General features: G+C 41.3%; 19 protein-coding genes and 2 riboswitches. Of the genes, 17 read left to right on the forward strand and 2 right to left on the reverse strand.

Annotation, left to right across the window (positions count from 1 at the left end):
- Nucleotides 1-141 precede the first annotated feature (141 nt).
- From AC0MXB_RS03475 to AC0MXB_RS03490, 4 genes are all read left to right on the forward strand, one after another.
- Entirely contained in the window at nucleotides 142-567 is a 426-nt protein-coding gene (locus AC0MXB_RS03475) for a VOC family protein (protein WP_474038217.1), read from the forward strand.
- Nucleotides 568-1,335: 768 nt separating this feature from the next.
- Nucleotides 1,336-1,481: riboswitch (FMN riboswitch) on the forward strand.
- 134 nt (nucleotides 1,482-1,615) lie between these two features.
- Entirely contained in the window at nucleotides 1,616-2,260 is a 645-nt protein-coding gene (gene ribB / locus AC0MXB_RS03480; RefSeq protein ID WP_474038218.1) for a 3,4-dihydroxy-2-butanone-4-phosphate synthase, read from the forward strand.
- Nucleotides 2,261-2,385: 125 nt separating this feature from the next.
- Nucleotides 2,386-3,408: a DUF1848 domain-containing protein gene (locus AC0MXB_RS03485; protein WP_474038219.1), complete on the forward strand. Its 1,023-nt coding sequence runs from the start codon at nucleotides 2,386-2,388 to the stop codon at nucleotides 3,406-3,408.
- Between the two features lie 783 nt (nucleotides 3,409-4,191).
- Nucleotides 4,192-4,881, forward strand: a complete 690-nt coding sequence (locus AC0MXB_RS03490; protein ID WP_474038220.1) for a phospholipase D family nuclease — start codon at nucleotides 4,192-4,194, stop codon at nucleotides 4,879-4,881.
- Between the two features lie 57 nt (nucleotides 4,882-4,938).
- Here the strand turns inward: AC0MXB_RS03490 and AC0MXB_RS03495 are convergent, their stop codons facing one another.
- The gene (locus AC0MXB_RS03495) at nucleotides 4,939-5,370 is read right to left on the reverse strand and encodes a bacteriohemerythrin (RefSeq protein WP_474038221.1); all 432 of its coding nucleotides are present in this window, start codon (nucleotides 5,368-5,370) and stop codon (nucleotides 4,939-4,941) included.
- Between the two features lie 389 nt (nucleotides 5,371-5,759).
- Between AC0MXB_RS03495 and AC0MXB_RS03500 the strand changes: the two genes are divergently transcribed.
- The 5 genes from AC0MXB_RS03500 to AC0MXB_RS03520 all read left to right on the forward strand — a co-directional run bounded on the left by AC0MXB_RS03500 (nucleotide 5,760) and on the right by AC0MXB_RS03520 (nucleotide 11,809).
- Complete coding sequence (locus tag AC0MXB_RS03500) at nucleotides 5,760-6,971, forward strand: sensor histidine kinase (protein WP_474038222.1); 1,212 nt, start codon at nucleotides 5,760-5,762, stop codon at nucleotides 6,969-6,971.
- Between the two features lie 24 nt (nucleotides 6,972-6,995).
- On the forward strand, nucleotides 6,996-8,633 hold the full coding sequence (locus tag AC0MXB_RS03505) for a response regulator (RefSeq protein WP_474038223.1): 1,638 nt from the start codon (nucleotides 6,996-6,998) through the stop codon (nucleotides 8,631-8,633).
- 187 nt (nucleotides 8,634-8,820) lie between these two features.
- Nucleotides 8,821-9,903, forward strand: coding sequence for a hypothetical protein (locus AC0MXB_RS03510; RefSeq protein WP_474038224.1), 1,083 nt, complete (start codon nucleotides 8,821-8,823; stop codon nucleotides 9,901-9,903).
- Between the two features lie 34 nt (nucleotides 9,904-9,937).
- A complete protein-coding gene (gene eutJ / locus AC0MXB_RS03515) occupies nucleotides 9,938-10,753 on the forward strand; it encodes an ethanolamine utilization protein EutJ (RefSeq protein ID WP_474038225.1) in 816 nt (271 codons plus the stop codon).
- 30 nt (nucleotides 10,754-10,783) lie between these two features.
- On the forward strand, nucleotides 10,784-11,809 hold the full coding sequence (locus tag AC0MXB_RS03520) for a PocR ligand-binding domain-containing protein (RefSeq protein ID WP_474038226.1): 1,026 nt from the start codon (nucleotides 10,784-10,786) through the stop codon (nucleotides 11,807-11,809).
- A gap of 102 nt (nucleotides 11,810-11,911) precedes the next feature.
- Here the strand turns inward: AC0MXB_RS03520 and AC0MXB_RS03525 are convergent, their stop codons facing one another.
- Nucleotides 11,912-13,072 carry an iron-containing alcohol dehydrogenase gene (locus AC0MXB_RS03525; RefSeq protein ID WP_474038227.1) on the reverse strand — a complete coding sequence of 387 codons (1,161 nt, stop codon included), beginning with the start codon at nucleotides 13,070-13,072 and terminating at the stop codon, nucleotides 11,912-11,914.
- A gap of 283 nt (nucleotides 13,073-13,355) precedes the next feature.
- Between AC0MXB_RS03525 and AC0MXB_RS03530 the strand changes: the two genes are divergently transcribed.
- The 8 genes from AC0MXB_RS03530 to AC0MXB_RS03565 all read left to right on the forward strand — a co-directional run bounded on the left by AC0MXB_RS03530 (nucleotide 13,356) and on the right by AC0MXB_RS03565 (nucleotide 20,529).
- Complete coding sequence (locus AC0MXB_RS03530) at nucleotides 13,356-14,447, forward strand: glycerol dehydrogenase (protein ID WP_474038228.1); 1,092 nt, start codon at nucleotides 13,356-13,358, stop codon at nucleotides 14,445-14,447.
- An 85-nt stretch (nucleotides 14,448-14,532) separates the two neighbouring features.
- Nucleotides 14,533-15,291 carry an adenosylcobinamide-GDP ribazoletransferase gene (gene cobS, locus AC0MXB_RS03535; protein WP_474038229.1) on the forward strand — a complete coding sequence of 253 codons (759 nt, stop codon included), beginning with the start codon at nucleotides 14,533-14,535 and terminating at the stop codon, nucleotides 15,289-15,291.
- 122 nt (nucleotides 15,292-15,413) lie between these two features.
- Nucleotides 15,414-15,609, forward strand: a riboswitch (cobalamin riboswitch).
- A gap of 115 nt (nucleotides 15,610-15,724) precedes the next feature.
- Nucleotides 15,725-16,753 carry a nicotinate-nucleotide--dimethylbenzimidazole phosphoribosyltransferase gene (locus AC0MXB_RS03540; RefSeq protein ID WP_474038230.1) on the forward strand — a complete coding sequence of 343 codons (1,029 nt, stop codon included), beginning with the start codon at nucleotides 15,725-15,727 and terminating at the stop codon, nucleotides 16,751-16,753.
- A gap of 194 nt (nucleotides 16,754-16,947) precedes the next feature.
- On the forward strand, nucleotides 16,948-17,289 hold the full coding sequence (gene eutS / locus AC0MXB_RS03545; RefSeq protein ID WP_474038231.1) for an ethanolamine utilization microcompartment protein EutS: 342 nt from the start codon (nucleotides 16,948-16,950) through the stop codon (nucleotides 17,287-17,289).
- Nucleotides 17,290-17,291: 2 nt separating this feature from the next.
- On the forward strand, nucleotides 17,292-17,738 hold the full coding sequence (locus AC0MXB_RS03550; RefSeq protein ID WP_474038232.1) for a EutP/PduV family microcompartment system protein: 447 nt from the start codon (nucleotides 17,292-17,294) through the stop codon (nucleotides 17,736-17,738).
- Nucleotides 17,731-18,006 carry a propanediol utilization microcompartment protein PduA gene (gene pduA / locus AC0MXB_RS03555; protein ID WP_474038233.1) on the forward strand — a complete coding sequence of 92 codons (276 nt, stop codon included), beginning with the start codon at nucleotides 17,731-17,733 and terminating at the stop codon, nucleotides 18,004-18,006. The genes AC0MXB_RS03550 and pduA overlap by 8 nt, the downstream gene beginning before the upstream one ends.
- A 26-nt stretch (nucleotides 18,007-18,032) precedes the next feature.
- A complete protein-coding gene (gene pduB, locus AC0MXB_RS03560) occupies nucleotides 18,033-18,836 on the forward strand; it encodes a propanediol utilization microcompartment protein PduB (protein WP_474038234.1) in 804 nt (267 codons plus the stop codon).
- A 22-nt stretch (nucleotides 18,837-18,858) separates the two neighbouring features.
- Entirely contained in the window at nucleotides 18,859-20,529 is a 1,671-nt protein-coding gene (locus AC0MXB_RS03565; protein ID WP_474038235.1) for a propanediol/glycerol family dehydratase large subunit, read from the forward strand.
- The last annotated feature ends 10 nt before the right edge of the window (nucleotides 20,530-20,539 follow it).

A 20,539-nucleotide genomic window follows, 5' to 3' on the forward strand; every position in this document is an offset into this window, starting at 1 on the left:
TTTTATATTATGTTAAGTTGTCCCTTGCCGAGTCCCTTATGACGAAAATTCGCTTGGATATTGAGAATAATACGTCTACTGGACAGGTATAGAAAGCTATAAGATAATAATCTTAAACATTTATGTGGAGGAGAGGTCTAATTGAGACAGAAAATTACTTTGATTACTTTAGGCGTTCAAGATATGGAGATTTCACGCAAATTTTATCAAGAAGGGTTAGGATGGACTCCTTCAAAAGCTAGTCAAGAAAGTATAGTCTTTTTTGACCTAGGCGGTGTCGGGTTAGCCTTATTTCCCATTAATGAACTTGCTAAAGATGCAATGGTAAACGCAGGAGGAGCTGGTTTTTCAGGGATTACTTTAGCTCATAATACAAAAACCAAAAAAGAAGTAGATCATATACTTCAACAAGCCGAACAGGCAGGCGGTAAGATAATGAAAGAAGCGCAAATGGTATTTTGGGGAGGTTATAGTGGGTATTTTGCTGATCCCGATGGCCATTTATGGGAAGTAGCTTGGAATCCCTTTTTTGATTTTGACGCGAACGATGCATTAGTTTTTCCTTAATTTTCATAAGTATAGTTATAATATAAGGATCATGGCAATAGCTTTTTCTACTAAGTGGGTAGCAAGAGGTACTGCCTTAATGGATTCAAAAGTAGGCAGCAGAAACCTTGTAGCTTAACCGTAACTTAACCTAGCCATAACAATACATAAGGAATTTTTTGCTATAATGAAACTAAGTTAAATAAACGATTTGACCCAATGGGCAGATACGTTTCAAATAAGTTCCCTTGTACACAGTTATTCCCTCATTTTCCGCCGTAATGGCGGTATTTTTTTGTTATAAATCTTAGTGATGATATTTGCTTGGGTATGAATAGGATGTTATTAGGCAGTGATCCATTCAAATTGTATAATTTTTTGAGGTTTGGCCATGGTTTTTCTTAAGCAAGTCAGTAATAAATCTTTCACGATACGTATATAATGGCAAAAGAGAGGCCTCAACCAGAGGCTGAGGCTAATTCAAATCAGAGCATTAAAATGAAGTCGATAATTAGGAAGAGGAGAATTACGAAGTCTTGGATGGTTAAGTCGATAGAAATTTTCATAAGACCACCTCCAAGTTTATTAAGGAATAGGTCACAACTATTCCTTATATTTTTTATGCTCAAAAAATAAAAATATACCTAATTCAAAAAGGTACGAAAGCAAACTGGACAAAAAGATAGTTAGAAAAATGTGAGAAGGCTACTTAAAACAGAAATACTGAGATAAAAAAATTGATATAAAAATTGACAAATATAAACTTTCAGGAATATCATATACTTAGTGACTTATTCTCAGGGCGGGGTGAAATTCCCCACCGGCGGTATCTCAGTTACTACTGAGGAGCCCGCGAGCGCTCTTGATATTAAGAGGACAGCAGAACTGGTGAAAAACCAGTGCCGACGGTACAGTCCGGATGAAAGAGGATAAAGCAGTCAGCTAATTTTATTTTCAATAGACAGAAAACTGATGCACTATAGGTTTATTATTTTTGTAATGAATAAGCTGTCTGTATCTGTGCCCTGATTCTAGTAAGTCCTACTAAACTATTAGGAGGAAGTATACTATGAATCAAATTTTTCTTACTGAATATGAAAGTGCCGCCATGCGAGTGGAAGCAGCTCTTAATGCACTGCGCTGCGGCCAAGGAATTTTAGTTACTGATGATGCGGGTAGGGAAAACGAAGGCGATATCTTCTTTGCTGCAGAGTCTTTGACAAATGAGCAAATGGCAATGTTGATTCGTGAAGGCAGTGGAATTGTCTGCTTGTGTTTGCCTGAAGAAAGAGTTCGGGCATTGGAGTTACCAATGATGGTAGAGGTTAATACAAGTAGCTTTCAAACTCCTTTTACAGTTTCCATTGAAGCAGCAGAGGGCGTTACGACAGGTGTTTCAGCAGCTGATCGTGTAATGACAGTGAAAGCGGCAATTTCTGATCCTGTAAATCCTGATAAGCTTCGGCGGCCAGGACATATTTTCCCATTAAGAGCTAAGCCAGGCGGAGTATTAGAAAGACCAGGCCATACAGAAGCGAATGTTGATTTAATGCGGCTCGCAGGCTTGAAACCTTATGGAGTTTTATGTGAACTGACCAATCCGAATGGCACAATGGCGCGGTTGCCGGAAATTATAGAGTTTGCTGAAGCGAATAATATGGTAGTCGTTACCGTGGCAGATATAATTGCTTACCGAGAAAATAAAAAAATATGAAATAAATTGTGATTGATTGTATGAAGTATTATGGAGAGAAATGCTATCTGGCGTTTCTCTTTTTATTTCTCATTGCTGGTTTGGTCCTTCTATTTAGAAAAGCGAGCGTAAAGGAGATAATTATTGTGGCTGTTAAAGGCTGGGATAAGTTAATAATTACTACGGATGATGGCGAAAAGGTTGAAGCGATTGCGCCAATCATTATTTCGGCAAGCCGTGCAACTGATATTCCTGCGTTTCATTCCGAATGGTTTATGAATCGGCTCAATGCAGGATATGTAAAATGGATGAATCCATTTTATGCAAGTTATTCACAATATGTTTCTTTTGAAAAGACGAGAGTTATCGTGTTTTGGACAAAAAATCCTAGGCCAATCATTACATATTTAGATGATATAAGTAATAAAGGGTTAAACTTCTACTTTACTTACACTGTCAATGATTATGAGGCGGAAGGCTTGGAACCCAATGTACCGCCTTTAGATGAAAGAATTAATACATTTATCGAATTATCTAATAAGATAGGCAAAGAGCGAGTCCTATGGCGATTTGATCCTTTAATTTTAACAAATAGCTTGGATATAAGTACACTGTTAGCAAGAGTTGAAAAAGTAGGTGACTCATTATATCAATATACAAATAAACTTGTGATTAGCTTTGCCGACATCCAGGGGTATCCCAAGGTGCAAAAAAATTTAAAAAGAGCAGGTATAGAATATAAAGTATTTACGAACGAAGCTATTTTAGAAATGGCGAAGGGAATTCAGGCTATCAATAAAAAGTGGAATTTATCTATCGCAACTTGTGGCGAAGCGATTAACTTACAAAAGTATGGGATTATGGCCAATAAATGCATTGATGATGAATTAATGCTAAAGTGTTTTTCTCATGATAAAAGGCTTATGGAATTTTTAGGATATGAAAGAGTTCAAATGGATTTATTTTCAGCGCCCCCTCGTGCAAAACGAGTTGTTAATCTAAAAGATACAGGGCAAAGAGCCGCCTGTGAATGTATCGTAAGTAAGGATATAGGACAATATAACACGTGTATGCATTTATGTTCATATTGCTATGCAAATTATTATCCCAATATGGTAAGGAATAATTTTAAAAAATTAAATCGATATGGAGAAACGATTTTGACGTAAGATACGCTTTATTTGGCTTTTGCAGCTGAATAGAGCGTTTTTTTATTGTTTTTTATAACTTTAGGTATAGTTCTTTATTGTTCTAGAAATCATGTCAAAGCCTTATTAAACCTATATTTTTATTGAATAATAATTATTAGAAAAATATATCTTTTGACAGAAGCAACTTTACTTTAGTTCTATTACACTATACTCAAGAGGAACAAGAAAACAAGAACGGCAAGCTGCCGGAAGAAACATCCTGTTAAAAGATCTCATTTATCTTATTATTATATATTTTTGGTCAGGGAATACTAAGGAGGCGATGCAGATGATCTGTCAAAAATGTCAGAAGGCTATGGGGATTTTGCCCAAATCGACCCTGGATGGTTGTCTCTATCCAGAAAATAGAGTTCAAAGTAGCTGTGAATATACTTTTTATTATTGCAGGAAGTGTCATGTTTTGGGGATGAGGAAGGAATCTGTACATGAAATTATTACAATACAAAATGAGATTCCTAGCATAGAATGGTAAATAGAAAAAAAGTTACACTAATTTTACATAATATATAGTATAATATATATGGATATGGAGAAAACTTATTTTTTAGATACGATTTTTAAAAATAAAATGGAAATGGTTAGAAGGGATTGATCTTATGCACTATTTGTTTTGGGGACTCGGTGTTGCGGCTGTAATTGCAAGCGGCTTATTTATGCACATGTATTCGGTTTTACAAGTTATATAATAAACAATTCGAGCTTTCTGGTAAAGCTGGGATTTTATTTTCAAAGGAGAAAAGGATGGAGCGTAAAAGAAGTACTGTTTTCAGTCAATCAGTTAGAAAATATGCCGTTACAAGTGTTGTTGTATTTACGGCGCTTGCTGTTGGCTTTATAGCTGGCTGTACCAATAAAACGCCTGTTTCTTCAGCGGAAACTAAAAATGCCGCTAAACAAACAGCTGTTATGCCAGATGGATTAAAAGGCGTTCACACTGTCGCAGCGGCAGGTTCTGTTGATGTAGCATTTAGCCCTAAGGGTGGTGTTACTAATATGATTGTAGGCGAACTGGGAAAAGCGCAAAAATCTGTACAAGTACAAGCCTATAGTTTTACTTCAAAAGAAATTATTGATGCCTTGATTGCTGCTAAAAAACGTGGCGTCGATGTGCGGATTATTATTGATAAAAGTAATATTGATAATGATGATAAGGAGACCGCTAGAGAGAAGAAAGAAAAAGAATTGCTTAATTCAATCGCCGATAGCGGAATTTTAATGAAAGTTGATTCGGATTTTCAAATTGCTCATAGTAAGATTATGATTATTGATGGAATGGATGTCATTACAGGGAGCTTTAATTTTACGTATTCGGCGGAGAACAGCAATGCTGAAAATTGTTTAATTCTTCGTGGTAATAAGGCGCTGGCTGAACAGTATGTGAAGAATTGGCAGTGGCGTTGGGATGCAACAAAAGCTTATGCAAAACAATAAATTTTAGACTTCCTTGTTAAAAGAGACTGTCGGCGAAATGCTGACAGTCTCTTTTTATCAAGAAGATTCTTTCGAAGCATATTTTGTTTTCATACTTTTTGCTATAAATTGTGCATATCCTTTATCAAGTGAATAAATGTGAGGAGTGATTGAATCACGTAAAAGTTGAAGAATTTGATTACAGATGAAAGGATTGTTTACATTCATTTGGTTTTTATAATTTTGGACTTGTTCAAATAAATTTTTATGGGCCTTTTTGTGTAGGGAATAACTGGGATATTTATGATGCAGCATAAATTTTTCCTCGTGAAAAAAATGATTTTTTAAAAACACCAAGACCTCATCAAGGAGAGCTTCTAAGTTATGAATTTGATCTTTATCTTTAGTGGCATCATGGAGCGCATTCAGCATGGAAAAAATCTCTTTATGTTCTTCATCGATACTATCGATGTGTACGCTGAGTTGGCTATTCCATTTAAAAAGTATCATGATTTGTAACCTCCTAAGTGAGTAATGTAATCATTTAATATAATAAAGTGTACCATTTTTTGCGATGCTTTTATATAGTTTCATTAAAAGTTGTTATATTCTGAGATTTTTATTAAGTGAATTTTATTTTTGTTTTATGAAAATGCGAGAAGCAAAAGAACTAAAAAGAATTTACGGTATTATTTTTACATTGGATATAACTATATTGCTATTGTTTGGCGATTTATAGGAAATTGGAAGAGTTTGGCGAAATAGTATGATGATTCAATAATTTGCTATTAAATTGATAATTTTTGCTTCTCTTTTTACTATAACTAAAGGATTATTTTTGAATCCTTTTACTTTACTTTGCAAGGTATGGATAAGAAGTTCAGTAAGGAGGGAAAAAGATGAACCGTACGAATCAATTGACCTTAGGAGAGACGGTCAATGTTCAAATTTTACAGGAAATACAAGATAAATTTTCTGATGCGACAGGTCTCGCTGCGGTTATTGTTGATGCTGAGGGCAATCCGATTACACGTCCTAGCAATTTCACTCGTTTTTGTAAAATTGTCAGATCAACGGCAAAAGGGTTAGAACGGTGCATCAACTGTGATGATCAGGGTGGTCGCCGTCATCAAAAACCATCAGTATACCGTTGCCATGCGGGACTTACTGATCTTGCGGCGCCGATTATTGTACAAGACCAATATATTGGCGCTTTTTTGGGCGGACAGGTTTTAGTAGCGCCGAAAGAGAGCAAGGCTAAAGATGAAATGTTTGATTTTACAGCAGACTTGGCGATTGACAACGACCAATTAGGCGAAGCTTTTAATGAAGTAAAAGTAATTGCTAAAAAACGGATTCAAGCGGCGGCTGATCTCATGTATATTATGGCTAACTATATTGTCGAGATTGGAGCTGCTAATATTTCAGGCAATTTGCTTATGGAGGAAATGAAAGCAAAAGCTGATTTGGAAGCAATGCTTCGTGCTACAGAGCTTAAGGCGTTGCAGTCGCAAGTGAATCCGCATTTTCTTTTTAATACTTTAAATACAATCGCTCGTTTGGCATTATTGGAAGGCGCGACGCAAACACAGGAAGTTGTTTATGCGTTAGCGGATTTATTGCGCAATAATCTTAGAGATATGGATGATTTACGTACGTTGGAGCAAGAAATTAAATCGATTACTGACTATTTGACGATTCAAAAAGTGCGTTTTGGGGAACGAATTCGCGCTGTTATTGATGTGGATCCTCAAATTGCCGATATCAAAGTGCCGGCACTTACTTTGCAACCTTTGATTGAAAATGCGATTATTCATGGTTTGGAAAGAAAAGTAGAAGGCGGTAAAGTGAAGATTTCAGCAAAACGCTATGGCGATCATGTTATGATTTCTGTCGTTGATACAGGAGTTGGTTTACCGCAAGAAAAAATTAATACAATCTTTCAGGCGGAAAAACGGAAAGAAACTCATGGTCAGACAACTGGACTAGGAATTTTAAATGTTCATAAACGGATTCAACACTACTTTGGCAGTGAATACGGTGTGAAAATTGATAGTGTTTTGGGGGAAGGAACAACGGTGGAAATTCACTTACCTTACCATTGTGCATAAATCATTGATTTGGGAGAGAATGCTATGGATAAGCTGTTGATTGTAGATGATGAAAAACTAGAAAGAAAAGCTCTTACATTTATTATTGAAAAACACTGCCCTAATATACAAATTATTGCAGAGGCAGGCGATGGCGCTAGCGCCTGCGAATTAGCGGCGCTTCACAAACCGGACATTGTCCTTATGGATATTCGCATGCCAGGAATGAATGGTCTTGATGCAGCTAAGCAGATTCATGAGCAATTACCTGATACTTGTATCGTAATTTTAACTGCCTTCGATGAATTTTCTTATGCTAAGGCGGCGCTAAAGATCGGTGCCGTCGAATATTTGTTAAAACCGGTGCGGCCTGATGATATTATTGCAACTTTAGGCACGGTAAGTCGGAAAATTAGTGCAGTGAGGGCAAAGAAAATAGAAGAAGAGCAACTTCGGGCTAGTGTAACGGCGGCACTTCCCTTTATCCAAATGTCGTTTGTGTATGATCTGATTTCCGGCTCAATTTGTGATAAAGAAACTTTGCGAGAACGCTATCGTTTCCTAGGGGTACCGGTGGATCCCAGCGTGGCCCTAGTAGCGGATATTGATAACTTTCGCCAGATTACACGTCAGGGAACGGAACTAGAACGGCAAGTGATTAAGCAGAAAGTACATCATTATATAAAAGAACTGCTTGGCAGTGATGTTTTAGTAACGCCTCTTGGCAGTGATAATTTTATTATATTACTTAGTTTTGTAGAATCTGATGAGACAATGATTGAAAAATTGGCGCGCGAAAAAGCGGCGCTGATTCGTGATTCTATTGCAACCGATTTAAATCTCAGTGTAACGATTGGGATTGGTAACTATTATAAAGAAATTTGCGAGATCCACAAATCCTATGTGGAAGCTGTGGCAGCGAAGCGCCAACGTTTTTATTTCGGCGATAATCAAATTATTCATATTAAGGATATTCCTCATTTAACGGAAGGGCCGTTGCAATATCCTTTTCAATATGAACGAGTTTTGCTTGAACAGATTCGTTGCGGTGATCGAACTAAGGCGCAAGAGGCCTTGGGCCTGTTACTTAACGAAATCTTTTCCAAACATGCAAGTATAGAAATTGTTAAGGCTTGTGTTTTAGAACTAATTATTGTGACTTCGCGAGCGGCTGTTGAGGGCGGAGCTAGTCTTGAGAAACTTACGTTGCTGAATTTTAATTATTTGGATCAATTGCAGGAATGTACGAATAAACAGCAGGTTGAGGAATGGCTGCATGATCTCTTAGATAAACTTGTTGATAACATGCTCGATAATCGAGCCAGTATGAATGTTCGAGTGATTCATAAGGCCTGCGAATATATTGTGAGAAATTACCATAAAAATATTTCGTTAGAGGAAGTCGCGCAAACGGTTCATCTCAGTCCGTTTTATTTCAGTCGCCTGTTTAAGCAAGAAAGAGGTTATAATTTTGTGGATTTTCTCACAAAGGTTCGTATTGATAAGGCAAAAAAAATGCTGCAGAATTCCGATTACACAGCAGTTCGGATTGCAACTGAAGTCGGCTATAAAGATGCCAGCTATTTCAGCCGTGTCTTTCGCCAGGCTGTAGAAATGACGCCAAATCAGTATCGACATGCGGTACGCTCACGTCAGTCCGAAAAAAACAGTGAAAATATCTAAAGCAATATTTTTCTATAAAGAGCTGCTACGGCAGCTTCTTTTTTTCCGTAGATATCCTTTTTAGGGAATATAGAACTTTTTTTACAAGTTTCGATAGTTTTCTGTCAAAACAAGCCGAGCTAGTAGGAGGGCGATAGGGAGCAGGCGAATTAAATTAACAGACTTTTAACATAATGGGGGATTTTAGGTGACGTTACAAGATATTTTAGCGGCGTTTAGCGTAATTTTAAATGGTCTGCCTGCTGGATTGTATGCCTTAACTTTTGGGTTTGCTGCTGTTCCGACTGCGATTGGTTTTGCTATCGGGGCTATCGGTTGCGGTTTGTTGGGACTGGTTTCACCGATTTCCTTTCAGGCGGAAACGATCACCTTAGCTGGGACATTAGGAAATACGCCGCAAGAGCGCTTTTCTATTATTTTTTTAGAAGGTTTCATTTTACTTATCATTGGTTTACTAGGATTTTTTCAAGCACTTGTAACCTTTATTGGGCCGGTTATTACTAGCGGAATGATGGCCGGTGTTGGCATTATCTTAGCTCGTGTTGCCGTAGATATGGTGATAAGGCGACCAGTCGTTGGTTTTGTGTCGGTTGCAACCGCTCTGGCAGCTTATTATATGACGCCGAATCCTGCGGACAAGCTTGTTTATACGATTGTTATTTCTGTTCTGGCCGCTTCTTTGGCAGGATGTTTTTTTACAGGAAGTCAGCCTACGCTTAGTGACAAAAATAAAGAAAGCTTTGTTTTACAAAAATTTATTTTTAATCGGCGCGTGATTCGCGGTGCTTTGGCAATTTGCGCTTTAAATATTGGCGCTAATATCGCTTTTGGCAGTATTACTGCTAAAACTTTGGCACAAAGTGATATTAATCTAGATCACCTAACAATTGTTAGTAGTTTAGCTGATATGGGTTCGTCGCTCTTTGGCGGCGGTCCTGTACAAGCTATTATTTCGGCAACTGGGGCGGCACCGCATCCTGTTGCTTCAGGGGTCCTGATGATGAGCCTTATGGCTATTATCTTAGTAAGCGGCATGCTGCCAAAACTAGGGCGTTATGTTTCCGGTGAATCAATTAGTGGATTTCTACTTGTATTAGGTGTTATTGTAACGGTTCCAACGAATGCCGGTTTTGCTTTAGCTGGCGGTATTGGTTCATCTAGCGCTATCGTAGGCGGTGTTACTATGGCTATGACAGCGATTACCGATCCCTTTATTGGCATGCTTGGCGGTTTATGTGTACAGCTTCTAATGACTCTTTTTCCTGTTTAAGGAAAAGTGCAAGCAAAGAAAGGAGTTTTGTAGTATGGAGGCCTATGAGAAAATTGAGCAATTACAACATTTAATTGCAACCAAAACAGCAGCAAAGCTACCAGGCCCGTATAAGGTTGGTGTGGATTTGGGGACAGCGGACGTAGTTCTTGTCGTAACCGATGAAGCGGGAAATCCTGTAGCTGGTAGTATGGAGTGGGCTTCTGTCGTCAAAGACGGTTTAGTCGTTGATTTTCGCGGGGCTACGATGATTGTGGAGAAGCTAAAAGCGGAAGTCGAGGGGATTCTTGGTTTTACTTTAGACAAAGGGGCAACGGCTATTCCCCCGGGAACGGTAGGGCGTAATGCCGCCGCTTGCGGTCACGTTATTGCTGGAGCCGGACTTGATCCAATCTGTCAAATTGATGAACCAGTCGCTGCTGCGAAAGCCTTGGGAATTACTCATGGTATTGTTGTGGATATTGGCGGTGGTACGACTGGGGTGGCTGTACTAAAGGATGGTGAAATTGTCTTATCAAAAGATGAAGCTACAGGCGGTACCCATGTTACGCTGGTCCTTGCTGGCGCTTTTAAAATTAGTACAGAGGAAGCGGAAGCTTTGAAAAAGGATGTAAGTCGTCATCGTCAGATCTTGCCAGTGATTCTGCCTGTGATTGAAAAAATGGCGACCGTTGTGCAGCAAATGCTAACAGGATATGAGGAGTATAACGATTATCCTGTCTATGTAGTTGGCGGAACCGCTTATTTAACAAACTTTGGTGAAGAATTCGGGAAGGCCTTTGGCAGGCCAGTTCATGTGCCGCCTCATCCTTTGCTTGTTACGCCGCTCGGAATTGCTATGTTTGGCTAATATCACACTTGGAAAGTGAGGTCATCGCAGATGAAAGAGTCAGAAGACGAAAAAATCGTTTTATCGGATATTGTGGACTTAAAGTTTTTGCAGGAGTTTCAAGATAATTTTGCTGAAGCCGTCGGTGTAGCAAGTATTACTGTTGATACGACTGGAGAGCCTGTGACGCAGCCGAGTAATTTTACGGATTTTTGCATGAAGTATACGCGCGGTTCTGATTTGGGATTAAAGCGATGTAAAGAATGTGATAAAATCGGCGGGGAGCAGTCGGCGCAGACTGGTAAGCCCGCGATTTACGATTGTCATGCTGGGCTAGTTGATTTTGCCGCGCCGATTCTGCTAGAGGGAAGGCAAATTGGGACGATTGTAGGCGGACAAATTTTGACGGATCAGCCAGAAGAAGAACTCTATCGTAAAATCGCTCAGGAAATTGGCGTTGATTCCAATGCTTATGTTGCTGCCTTAGAGAAAGTGAAGGTGGCGCCAAGAAAAAATGTAGAGGCGGCGGCAAAGGTTTTATTTTTAGTTGCTAATACTTTATCTAAGTTAGGACACCAGCAATATAAATTGCAACAAATGGCTAGCTCCATTAATACGAGTATTTTGCAGATTTCAGCGATGACGCAAGAACTTGCCGCTTCGGCATCTGATGTCAGGCAGAATCAAACCAGTCTGAATGCTGAAATAAATCAGGTTGATACTGTATCACGGCAAATTAATGAGGTTATGGGATTTATTAAAGACATTGCTGACGAGACAAGACTTCTCGGCTTAAATGCGGCGATTGAAGCAGCTCGGGCCGGTGAAGCCGGGCTAGGCTTTGGCGTAGTGGCTAGGGAAATACAGAAATTATCGGATAATTCAAAACAAACTATCGGGAGAATTCGGGAATTTACCGATATTATTCAGGGATCGGTACAAAAAACGGTAATTATGGGAAATGATACGTTAAAAACAGTTGAAGAGCAAACTGTCGCAATTGAAAAGGTTACCGAGAATATGAATGAAGTCACTACGATGGCGGGAGATATCTACACTTTGGCTAAAGAAAAATAAGCAAAGCGGTTTTATATCATTGTAGAGTCGACAAAAAGACGGTAGCTTGTTTAGAAGCTGACCGTCTTTTTTATAAAATCTGTTTTTGGATTATGCACTTAGTTATATGGCAGCTCGAAAGAGTTCCTCCATTTGTTCCTGGGTAGCTTGGCGTGGATTCGTTAAGCTGCACATGTCTTTGAGAGCATTCGCAGCGAGAAGTGGAATATCTTTCTCATTAAAGCCGCGTACTTCTCTAAGCCCAGCTGGTATTCCTACTTCCTTAGACAGTGTGCGGATCGCAATAATTGCGGCTTGGGCACTTTGTTCCAGCGTCATATTCATCGTTTTGATGCCAAATGCTTCGCTGATATCGCGGAACTTTTCCTGGGTTTCTTTTGCATTGAATTCGGCAACAACTGGCAGCATAATGGCATTGCATAAACCATGGGGCAGATTATAGAAGCCGCCTAATTGATGGGCCGCTGAATGAACATAACCGACACTGGCATTATTGAAGGCAATCCCAGCAAGGTAAGCGGCATTAATCATCATTTCCCGAGCATGCAGGTTTTTTCCATCATGGACAGCTGTTGGTAGGTGATTGGCAATGAGCTCGATGGCTTTTAGGGCTTTGCAGTCCGTAACAGGCGTAGCGTTTGTTGATACGTAAGCTTCAATGGCGTGGGTCAAGGCATCCATGCCGGTAGCTGCTGTTAAAGAGGGGGGCATGTCAACCATGAGTGTAGCATCATTGATGGCAATGCGGGGCGTAATACGCCAATCGGAAATTGTCATTTTTACATGACGTTCTTCATCGGTAATAACACAGAAACGAGTCAATTCACTGCCTGTTCCAGCGGTAGTATTCACACTAATCATTATTGCTGATGGTTGTTTCAGTTTATTTAATCCTTCATAATCGTTAATTTGCCCGCCGTTTGTAGCTAGGAAGGCTACGGCCTTCGCACAATCGTGCGGTGAACCGCCGCCAAAAGAAATCAGAAAATCACAGCCGTTGTCTTTAAAAAGTTTCAGTCCGTAATTCGCGTTGTTAACAGTAGGATTAGGATTTACGCCGTCATAGATTACATAGAAAAGTCCAACACTTTCTAACGTATCAGTGAGACGGCGAATCAAGCCGCTTTGAACCAGAAATTTGTCACTTACAATAAGCGCTTTTCTTAGCTTCATCGGTTTTAGATAGTCGGCTAGTTTTTCTAGACAACCTCTTCCGATCAAGCTGATCGGCGCCATAAAATACTCATGTACTTGGTTTTCCATTTCAATCAGCTCCCTGTTTTCCATTCATCTCCTTCATCCTATCATTTCAAAAGAGGGGAAACAAGAGAAGGACAGGCCGATTTGCGGAAGTTGGCAAGATAAGCCTATAATGTGAAAAATAATTGCTGAATGCAATTTTCTGTAGTTGGGAGATGCGCAAATATTTTTTATAATGCCGCAAATATGTAGCTTCGATCTCTTTCCCATTCCGTATTATAATAAGAATAAGAATTGAACAATTTTTCTCGAGGCTGAGGAAGGATATCGAATGGGGGAACTGTAGATGAATAAGATTATGATTTCACCAAGCCGTTATGTACAAGGTCCGGGAGCTATTCATTCCATCGGTGAACAAGTGAGTTTGCTCGGCAGTAAAGCACTTGTACTTGGCGGAAAAAACGGTTTAAAAACAGTAAAAGCTGCTATGGAGGCAAGCTTTGCTAAGGCAGGGATTAGCGCTTTATTTGAAGAGTTTAGCGGTGAATGCTGCAAACAAGAAATTGACAGACTCGTAGAAAGTATCAAGGAAAAAGGCGTTGAAGTCATTTTAGGTGTAGGTGGCGGTAAGTCCGCTGATACGGCTAAAGCAGCAGCTTATTATGCCAAATTGCCTGTCGTCATTATTCCAACAATCGCTGCTACTGATGCTCCCTGCAGCGCCTTAGCTGTTATTTATTCAGCGGAAGGCGTATTTGAATCCTATCTGGTATTGCCGAAAAACCCTGATCTTGTGTTGCTTGATACAGAAATTATTGCGAAAGCGCCAGTAAGGCTGCTTGTTTCCGGCATGGGCGATGCACTTGCTACATGGTTTGAAGCCGATGCTTGTGCGAAAGCTTTTGGCAAAAATCTTCCTGGCGGTTATTCTACTTCGGCGGCGCTTCAATTGGCCAGACTTTGTTATGATTTGCTACTGCAGTATGGTTTGCAAGCAAAACTGGCAGCGGAAAGCAAAGTGCCTACGGAAGCTTTAGAAAAAGTGGTAGAAGCCAATACGCTATTAAGCGGTCTTGGTTTTGAAAGTTCTGGTCTGGCTGCGGCCCATGCTGTTCATAATGGGTTAACTGCTTTAGAAGAAACGCATGCATATTATCATGGTGAAAAAGTTGCATTCGGTACGTTGGTGCAGCTGGTGCTGGAAAACCGCTCTCGCGAAGAATTGTTAGAAGTGATTCGTTTCTGCCGTGAAGTCGGACTGCCTGTAACTTTGGCTGATATTGGCGTTACGGAGATTACCGAAGAAAAAATTCAGAAGGTTGCAGAGGCTAGCTGTGCCGCAGGCGAAACCATATTCAACGAACCTTTCCCTGTTACGGTAGAATCGGTTCGTGCCGCAATTTTAGGAGCAAATGCGCTCGGATCAAGCTTGAAATAAGAAAAAACAATAGGCAAAGCCTTGTACTTTTGTGCAGGGCTTTCTTCTATCTTAAAAATAGCGCTTCAATAGTGGAGGCTTTTCCATGGTGAAACAATGGTTTAGTGATTTTATTACAGGCTTTCAATTTTTAACAAGAATTCAACTACTCAGCCATCATGACAGCTCGCTAGAAAGTTTTGGGCGCAGTGTTCGTTATTTTCCGCTTATTGGCGCATTGATCGGTGTTTTACTGGCCTTTTTGCTCGTGGCAGCTCGTTGGGGCTTTGGCGGTTTCAGTCCCCAGTTGTCTTTGATTGCTTGTCTTATTATTGGTGAAGTCGTTATTACTGGGGCGCTGCACTGGGATGGCTTTATGGATACTTTTGATGGCGTGTTTTCGGGGCGGGAACGCGAGCGTATGCTTGAAATCATGAAAGATAGCCGGGTAGGAGCTTTTGGCGCTTTAGCGCTGGCACTAGCCCTGTTAGCTCGTTTCTCCTTTTTATACGATCTTGATCCGTTTGTTTTACCTTTGGCCTTAATTGCTATGCCGACAACAGGAAGATTGGGAATTGTTTTTACGATTACTTTTTTTCCTTATGCTCGCCCGAGTGGGTTAGGACAAGTTTTTCCTTCACATAGGCAAAACCGCAATCTCTATATTGCATTAGTCTTTTTTGCCCTTGTTTTTGCCTTTTTGGGGGTGAAATGTCTGCTTACTGCGCTGGGCGGCTTAGCAATCGGCTTATTATTTGCTGCGTATGTGAATCGTTGTCTGGGCGGTGTGACTGGTGATGTTTATGGCGCTGTAAGCGTGGTGACAGAACTGGCGGTGTTATTTTGTTTCCTTTGTTTCTATTAATGTTTCTATTTAAAATAAAGTAGGATTTTTTTTACGGCCTTATCGACTTTCTTGCTTAGTCGTCAACTTAGCAAGGAAACGCGAGTTTTCTGCCGAAGTAGGAAGTAGATTGATATAATTTCATAATATGCCACCAAACAGGTGCCTCTTTGTTAAAAGAGGAGAATAGGGAAGATCGGACAGAAGCAATTCTGAAACGACGCGGTCGCGCCACTGTAATCGGAGAGATGTTTTGGCTGATGCCACCGGAAAACCGGGAAGGCGTCAAAACATTGATGAGCCGTTAGCCAGGAGACCTGCCTGTTATGGCTGTCATTTGTCTTCGCGTAAGAGAGAATGCCAGAAGGATAGGAGCTAATCAAAGCAGCGCCTGCCTTTTTGGCAGGTGCTGTTTGTCTTGTGACAGGTATTTTTATTGAAGGAGGGATTGATTATGGATTTTGAAAAGACAGTGGATGAATTGATTGATGGCGCGGCAAAACCGCTGCACAGTCTGGGGCTTCTGGAAAAACATTTAAAGAAAGTGCTGATGGCATGGGAAAAAATTCATACGGAGATTCGTCCTTACCACATTATTTATGCTGCTGATAATGGGGTAGTAGAAGAAAGTATTGCGCCTGATCCGGTGGAGTTTACGTATTTGCAGGCCAGAAATATGGCGGCAGGCTTGGCTACCATCAGCTGTTTTTGTCAAATGCATCAAATTCCTTATGAAGTAATTGATATTGGCATTCGTGATACGAGAGAAGCTGGCGTTTGTCGGAAAGTCGCTTTTGGCACCAAAAACTTCATGAAAGAAGAAGCCATGAGCCAGGACGAATTTCAAAAAGCCTGGGATATTGGTAGAGAAAGAGTTCAAAAAGCGGTTCGGGAAAAAGGAGCCAATCTACTATCGTTTGGCGAAATGGGGATAGGCAATACGACGACATCTTCAGCGGTGCTTCATGCCTTGACTGGAATGCCGCCCGAGTTCGTGGTTGGTCATGGCGCTGGGCTAAAGACGCCAGAGGCGTTGCGGCGTAAACGCCAAATCGTCGAGAAAGGCGTAGAGAAGCATAAGGTAAAACTTCATGCCGTTGAAGATATTTTACGGTGTGTCGGTGGATTTGACATTGTAGCTATGTGCTCTAGTATGCTGGAATGTGCCAAGCTAAAAGTTCCCTTTGTGCTTGATGGCTTTATTACAGCCGTAGCCTATGCTTGTGCGGTTAGAGTAAATAGCAAAATTGATTGCTATGCAATTCCGTCGCATATGTCGAAAGAACCAGGCATGGCGTACTGTTTGCTACTTGGCAATATTATGGCCGAGGATGTGATTTTAAAAGCCGATATGGCCTTAGGGGAAGGTACCGGTGCTGTATTAATGGTGTCAATTTTGAAAACGATGCTTTATGCGATGCAAAATGTAGCTCGTATTTCTGATTTTTTAGCAAGTACGTCAAAGCAGAATTTAGCCATATAAGAGGGGCGGGTAAAAGAAAGAGAATAATAGAACAAAAAAATCCTATTCTAGCAAAAAGCTTAAATGCTTTTTGCTTTTTTGTTTTTTAAGGCAGCAATTATGTGCGGTGCCTCGGCAAAATTTAAGCAAGGTAGAAAGGCAGAAAAATCAAATATAAGTAAGTGTAAAAACTATGAAAAATAGGTGGGGGGAAAATGGCACCGGAAAAACCGCGCATGGTTCAAGAATATGTACCAGGCAAACAAGTAACTTTAGCTCATTTAATCGCGAATCCCAAAAAAGACTTGTGTGAAAAATTAGGCCTGACAAATGCTTCGGCTATTGGCATTTTAACGATTACTCCCTGCGAAGCAGCGATCATTGCCGCTGATGCCGCTACGAAAACAGCTGATGTTGCAATCGGGTTTATGGATCGCTTTACTGGTTCTGTTGTGATAACAGGGAATGTATCTGCTGTAGAAGCGGCTTTGCAGCAAGTGATCCACCTTTTGACCGAGGGGCTTGGTTTTTCCGGCCCGAAAGTAACGCGGTCCTAACCATGAACCAGGTTATGTTTGTTGGTGCTGTCGGCGCAGGGAAGACATCACTGATTCATGCGCTAAACAAGGACTCGAAAAAGGCAGAAAAGACACAATCTTTTGTTTTTACTGATGGAGCGATTGATACACCTGGCGAGTATGCGCAAATGCCGCGATTTTATTCAGCCCTTATGGTTACGGCGGCGCAGGCTTCGCTTATTGTAATTGTCCAAGACAGCCGTAACACCCGTCCGACTCTGCCTCCGGGCTTTGTCGGCATGTTTTCTCGCGACAGTATTGGGGTGATTACCAAAATCGATTCGCCTGATGCTGATCGGGATAAAGCTCGTATCCGTCTTTTGGAAAGCGGTGTAAAAGGACCTATATTTCCTGTTTCCGCTTTTACAGGAGAAGGTATAGAAGAATTAATGGACTACATTTTCGAAAGGAGGTGCAGCAATGAGTGAAGCGTTAGGGATGGTGGAAACAAAAGGTCTGGTTGGTGCAATAGAAGCCGCCGATGCCATGGTAAAAGCAGCCAATGTAATTTTAATTGGTTATGAAAAAATCGGTTCAGGTCTAGTGACTGTTATGGTGCGCGGGGATGTCGGCGCGATAAAAGCAGCTACAGATGCCGGTGCTTCAGCAGCCCGTAAAGTAGGTGAAGTTGTATCTGTTCATGTAATTCCTCGTCCGCATATGGATGTAGAAAAAATTCTGCCAAAAGTAAAGTAGGAAATTTTATGGAGGTGACTATATAAATGCAAGAGCAATTGATTGACAAAGTAATGGATGAAATTAAAAAAAGAATGGAAGCGCAAGGAGCTGGAACGGGAGCTGCCGAAGCCCCAACAGCAACTGCCGCCGCATTTGCAAATCCCGGACTTACGGAATTTGTCGGCACGGCAATCGGCGATACCATTGGTCTCGTTATTGCCAATGTGGATCCCATGCTTCATGACATGATGAAGATCGATCCTAAATTCCGGTCCATCGGTATTTTAGGCGCTCGTACTGGCGCTGGTCCGCACATTATGGCGGCTGATGAAGCAGTTAAAGCAACAAATACGGAAATCATTACGATTGAACTAGCTCGCGATACAAAAGGCGGCGCTGGTCATGGTTGCTTGATTCTCTTTGGCGCTGAAGAAGTTTCAGATGCCAGACGGGCGATTGAAGTGGCTTTAAAAGAATTAAATCGTACTTTTGGCGATGTTTATGGCAATGATGCTGGTCATATTGAATTGCAGTACACGGCTCGCGCCAGCTATGCCATTAACAAAGCTTTTAATGCCCCTTTAGGGAAAGCTTTTGGTCTGATTGTCGGCGCTCCGGCCGCTATTGGCGTACTTATGTCGGATGTGGCTGTAAAAACAGCCAATGTAGAGTTAATCGCTTATTCTAGCCCAGCACAAGGAACGAGCTTCTCCAACGAAGTTATCATTGCGATCAGCGGTGACTCAGGAGCCGTTCGTCAGTCCGTACTGGCTGCTAAAGATGTTGGTAAAAAACTGTTGGAAGCTCTAGGCGGTGCTGCTCCGTCTACTACTACACCTTATATCTAAGTCGACGAGGAGGGGATTTATCATGAAGAGATCAAAACGTTTTGAAGCGCTTGCTGCCCGTCCCGTCAATCAGGATGGGTTCGTAGTAGAATGGCCGGAAGTTGGTCTTATGGCTATGGGCAGCCCCAATGACCCTGTGCCTAGTATTAAAGTACAAAACGGAAAAATCGTGGAAATGGATGGAATTCCCCGCGATAAATTTGATTTTATCGATCAGTTTATTGCTGATTATGCAATTGATGTCACGATAGCAGAAAAAGCAATGGCTATGAATAGTGTGGAAATTGCTAAAATGCTTGTAGATGTCAATGTATCACGGAAAGAAATTGTAAAAATTGTGAGAGGCTTGACGGCAGCAAAACTTGTTGAAGTTTTTAATGCTATGAATGTAGTAGAAATGATGATGGCGCTGCAAAAAATGCGTGCTCGCAAAACGCCTTCGAATCAGTGCCATGTTACGAATGTAAAAGATAACCCGGTGCAGATTGCTGCTGATGGTGCCGAAGCATCGTTGCGCGGTTTTGATGAAATGGAAACAACCGTTGCTGTCGTTCGGTATGCGCCATTTAATGCTCTGGCCCTTCTTCTGGGCGGGCAGGTCGGTCGCGGCGGTACGCTGATTCAATGCGCTTTGGAAGAAGCGACAGAGCTGGAGTTGGGAATGCGCGGCATCACTGCTTACGCTGAAACGATTTCCGTATACGGCACTGAAAACGTTTTTGTTGATGGCGATGATACGCCGTGGTCGAAAGCATTTTTGGCATCGGCGTATGCTTCACGCGGTCTCAAAATGCGCTTTACGTCAGGCACTGGCTCAGAAGTACAGATGGGCTATGCCGAAGGAAAATCGATGCTTTACCTGGAAGTGCGTTGCATCATGATTACTCGCGGCGCTGGTGTTCAAGGTTTGCAGAATGGTTCGGTAAGTTGTATCGGTGTTCCGGCAGCTGTTCCTTCAGGGATTCGCGCTGTGCTCGCAGAAAATCTTTGCGCCGCTATGCTGGATCTGGAAGTGGCTTCCAGTAATGACCAGACTTTTACCCATTCCGACATTCGTCGTACAGCCCGTACTTTGATGCAGTTCCTGCCAGGTACTGACTTCATTTGCTCTGGCTATAGCGCTACGCCGAATTATGACAATATGTTTGCTGGTTCTAACTGGGATGTAGAAGACTATGATGATTGGAATATTCTGCAGCGTGACCTTAAAGTAGATGGCGGCCTTCGCCCGGCGTCAGAAGAAGAAGTCATCCGCGTTCGTAATAAAGCAGCGAAAGCCATTCAAGCTGTATTTAAAGAACTCGGGTTCCCAGCTATTACGGATGAAGAGGTAGAAGCTGCAACCTATGCTCATGGCAGCAACGATATGCCGCCGCGTAATGTTGTGGAAGACCTTAAAGCGGCGCAAGAGTTAATGAGTCGAGGCATTACGGGGCTCGATATCATTAAAGCGTTAGCGAAAACAGGCTTTACCGATATAGCAACGAATGTATTGAATCTTTTAAAACAACGTATTTCCGGCGACTATCTCCATACGGCAGCTATTTTGGATAAAAACTTCAATGTTATTAGTGCCGTTAATCAGCAAAATGATTATCAGGGACCTGGAACCGGTTATCGCCTCAGCGATGAACGCTGGGAAGAAATTAAAAATATCAGTCAGGCGATCAATCCGTCTGATTTCGATGTTTGAGTCGGGGAAA

The organism is Pelorhabdus sp. sgz311001 (assembly GCF_055901755.1).

Coding starts and splice junctions, on each gene's coding strand:
- pduA (WP_474038233.1), top strand. CDS start 17,731: ATGAGTGAAGCGTTAGGGATGGTGGAAACAAAAGGTCTGGTTGGTGCA.
- AC0MXB_RS03565 (WP_474038235.1), top strand. CDS start 18,859: ATGAAGAGATCAAAACGTTTTGAAGCGCTTGCTGCCCGTCCCGTCAAT.
- AC0MXB_RS03495 (WP_474038221.1), bottom strand. CDS start 5,370: ATGATACTTTTTAAATGGAATAGCCAACTCAGCGTACACATCGATAGT.
- AC0MXB_RS03550 (WP_474038232.1), top strand. CDS start 17,292: ATGAACCAGGTTATGTTTGTTGGTGCTGTCGGCGCAGGGAAGACATCA.
- ribB (WP_474038218.1), top strand. CDS start 1,616: ATGAATCAAATTTTTCTTACTGAATATGAAAGTGCCGCCATGCGAGTG.
- AC0MXB_RS03505 (WP_474038223.1), top strand. CDS start 6,996: ATGGATAAGCTGTTGATTGTAGATGATGAAAAACTAGAAAGAAAAGCT.
- eutS (WP_474038231.1), top strand. CDS start 16,948: ATGGCACCGGAAAAACCGCGCATGGTTCAAGAATATGTACCAGGCAAA.
- AC0MXB_RS03490 (WP_474038220.1), top strand. CDS start 4,192: ATGGAGCGTAAAAGAAGTACTGTTTTCAGTCAATCAGTTAGAAAATAT.
- AC0MXB_RS03520 (WP_474038226.1), top strand. CDS start 10,784: ATGAAAGAGTCAGAAGACGAAAAAATCGTTTTATCGGATATTGTGGAC.
- AC0MXB_RS03530 (WP_474038228.1), top strand. CDS start 13,356: ATGAATAAGATTATGATTTCACCAAGCCGTTATGTACAAGGTCCGGGA.
- pduB (WP_474038234.1), top strand. CDS start 18,033: ATGCAAGAGCAATTGATTGACAAAGTAATGGATGAAATTAAAAAAAGA.
- eutJ (WP_474038225.1), top strand. CDS start 9,938: ATGGAGGCCTATGAGAAAATTGAGCAATTACAACATTTAATTGCAACC.
- cobS (WP_474038229.1), top strand. CDS start 14,533: ATGGTGAAACAATGGTTTAGTGATTTTATTACAGGCTTTCAATTTTTA.
- AC0MXB_RS03540 (WP_474038230.1), top strand. CDS start 15,725: ATGGATTTTGAAAAGACAGTGGATGAATTGATTGATGGCGCGGCAAAA.
- AC0MXB_RS03500 (WP_474038222.1), top strand. CDS start 5,760: ATGAACCGTACGAATCAATTGACCTTAGGAGAGACGGTCAATGTTCAA.
- AC0MXB_RS03525 (WP_474038227.1), bottom strand. CDS start 13,072: ATGGAAAACCAAGTACATGAGTATTTTATGGCGCCGATCAGCTTGATC.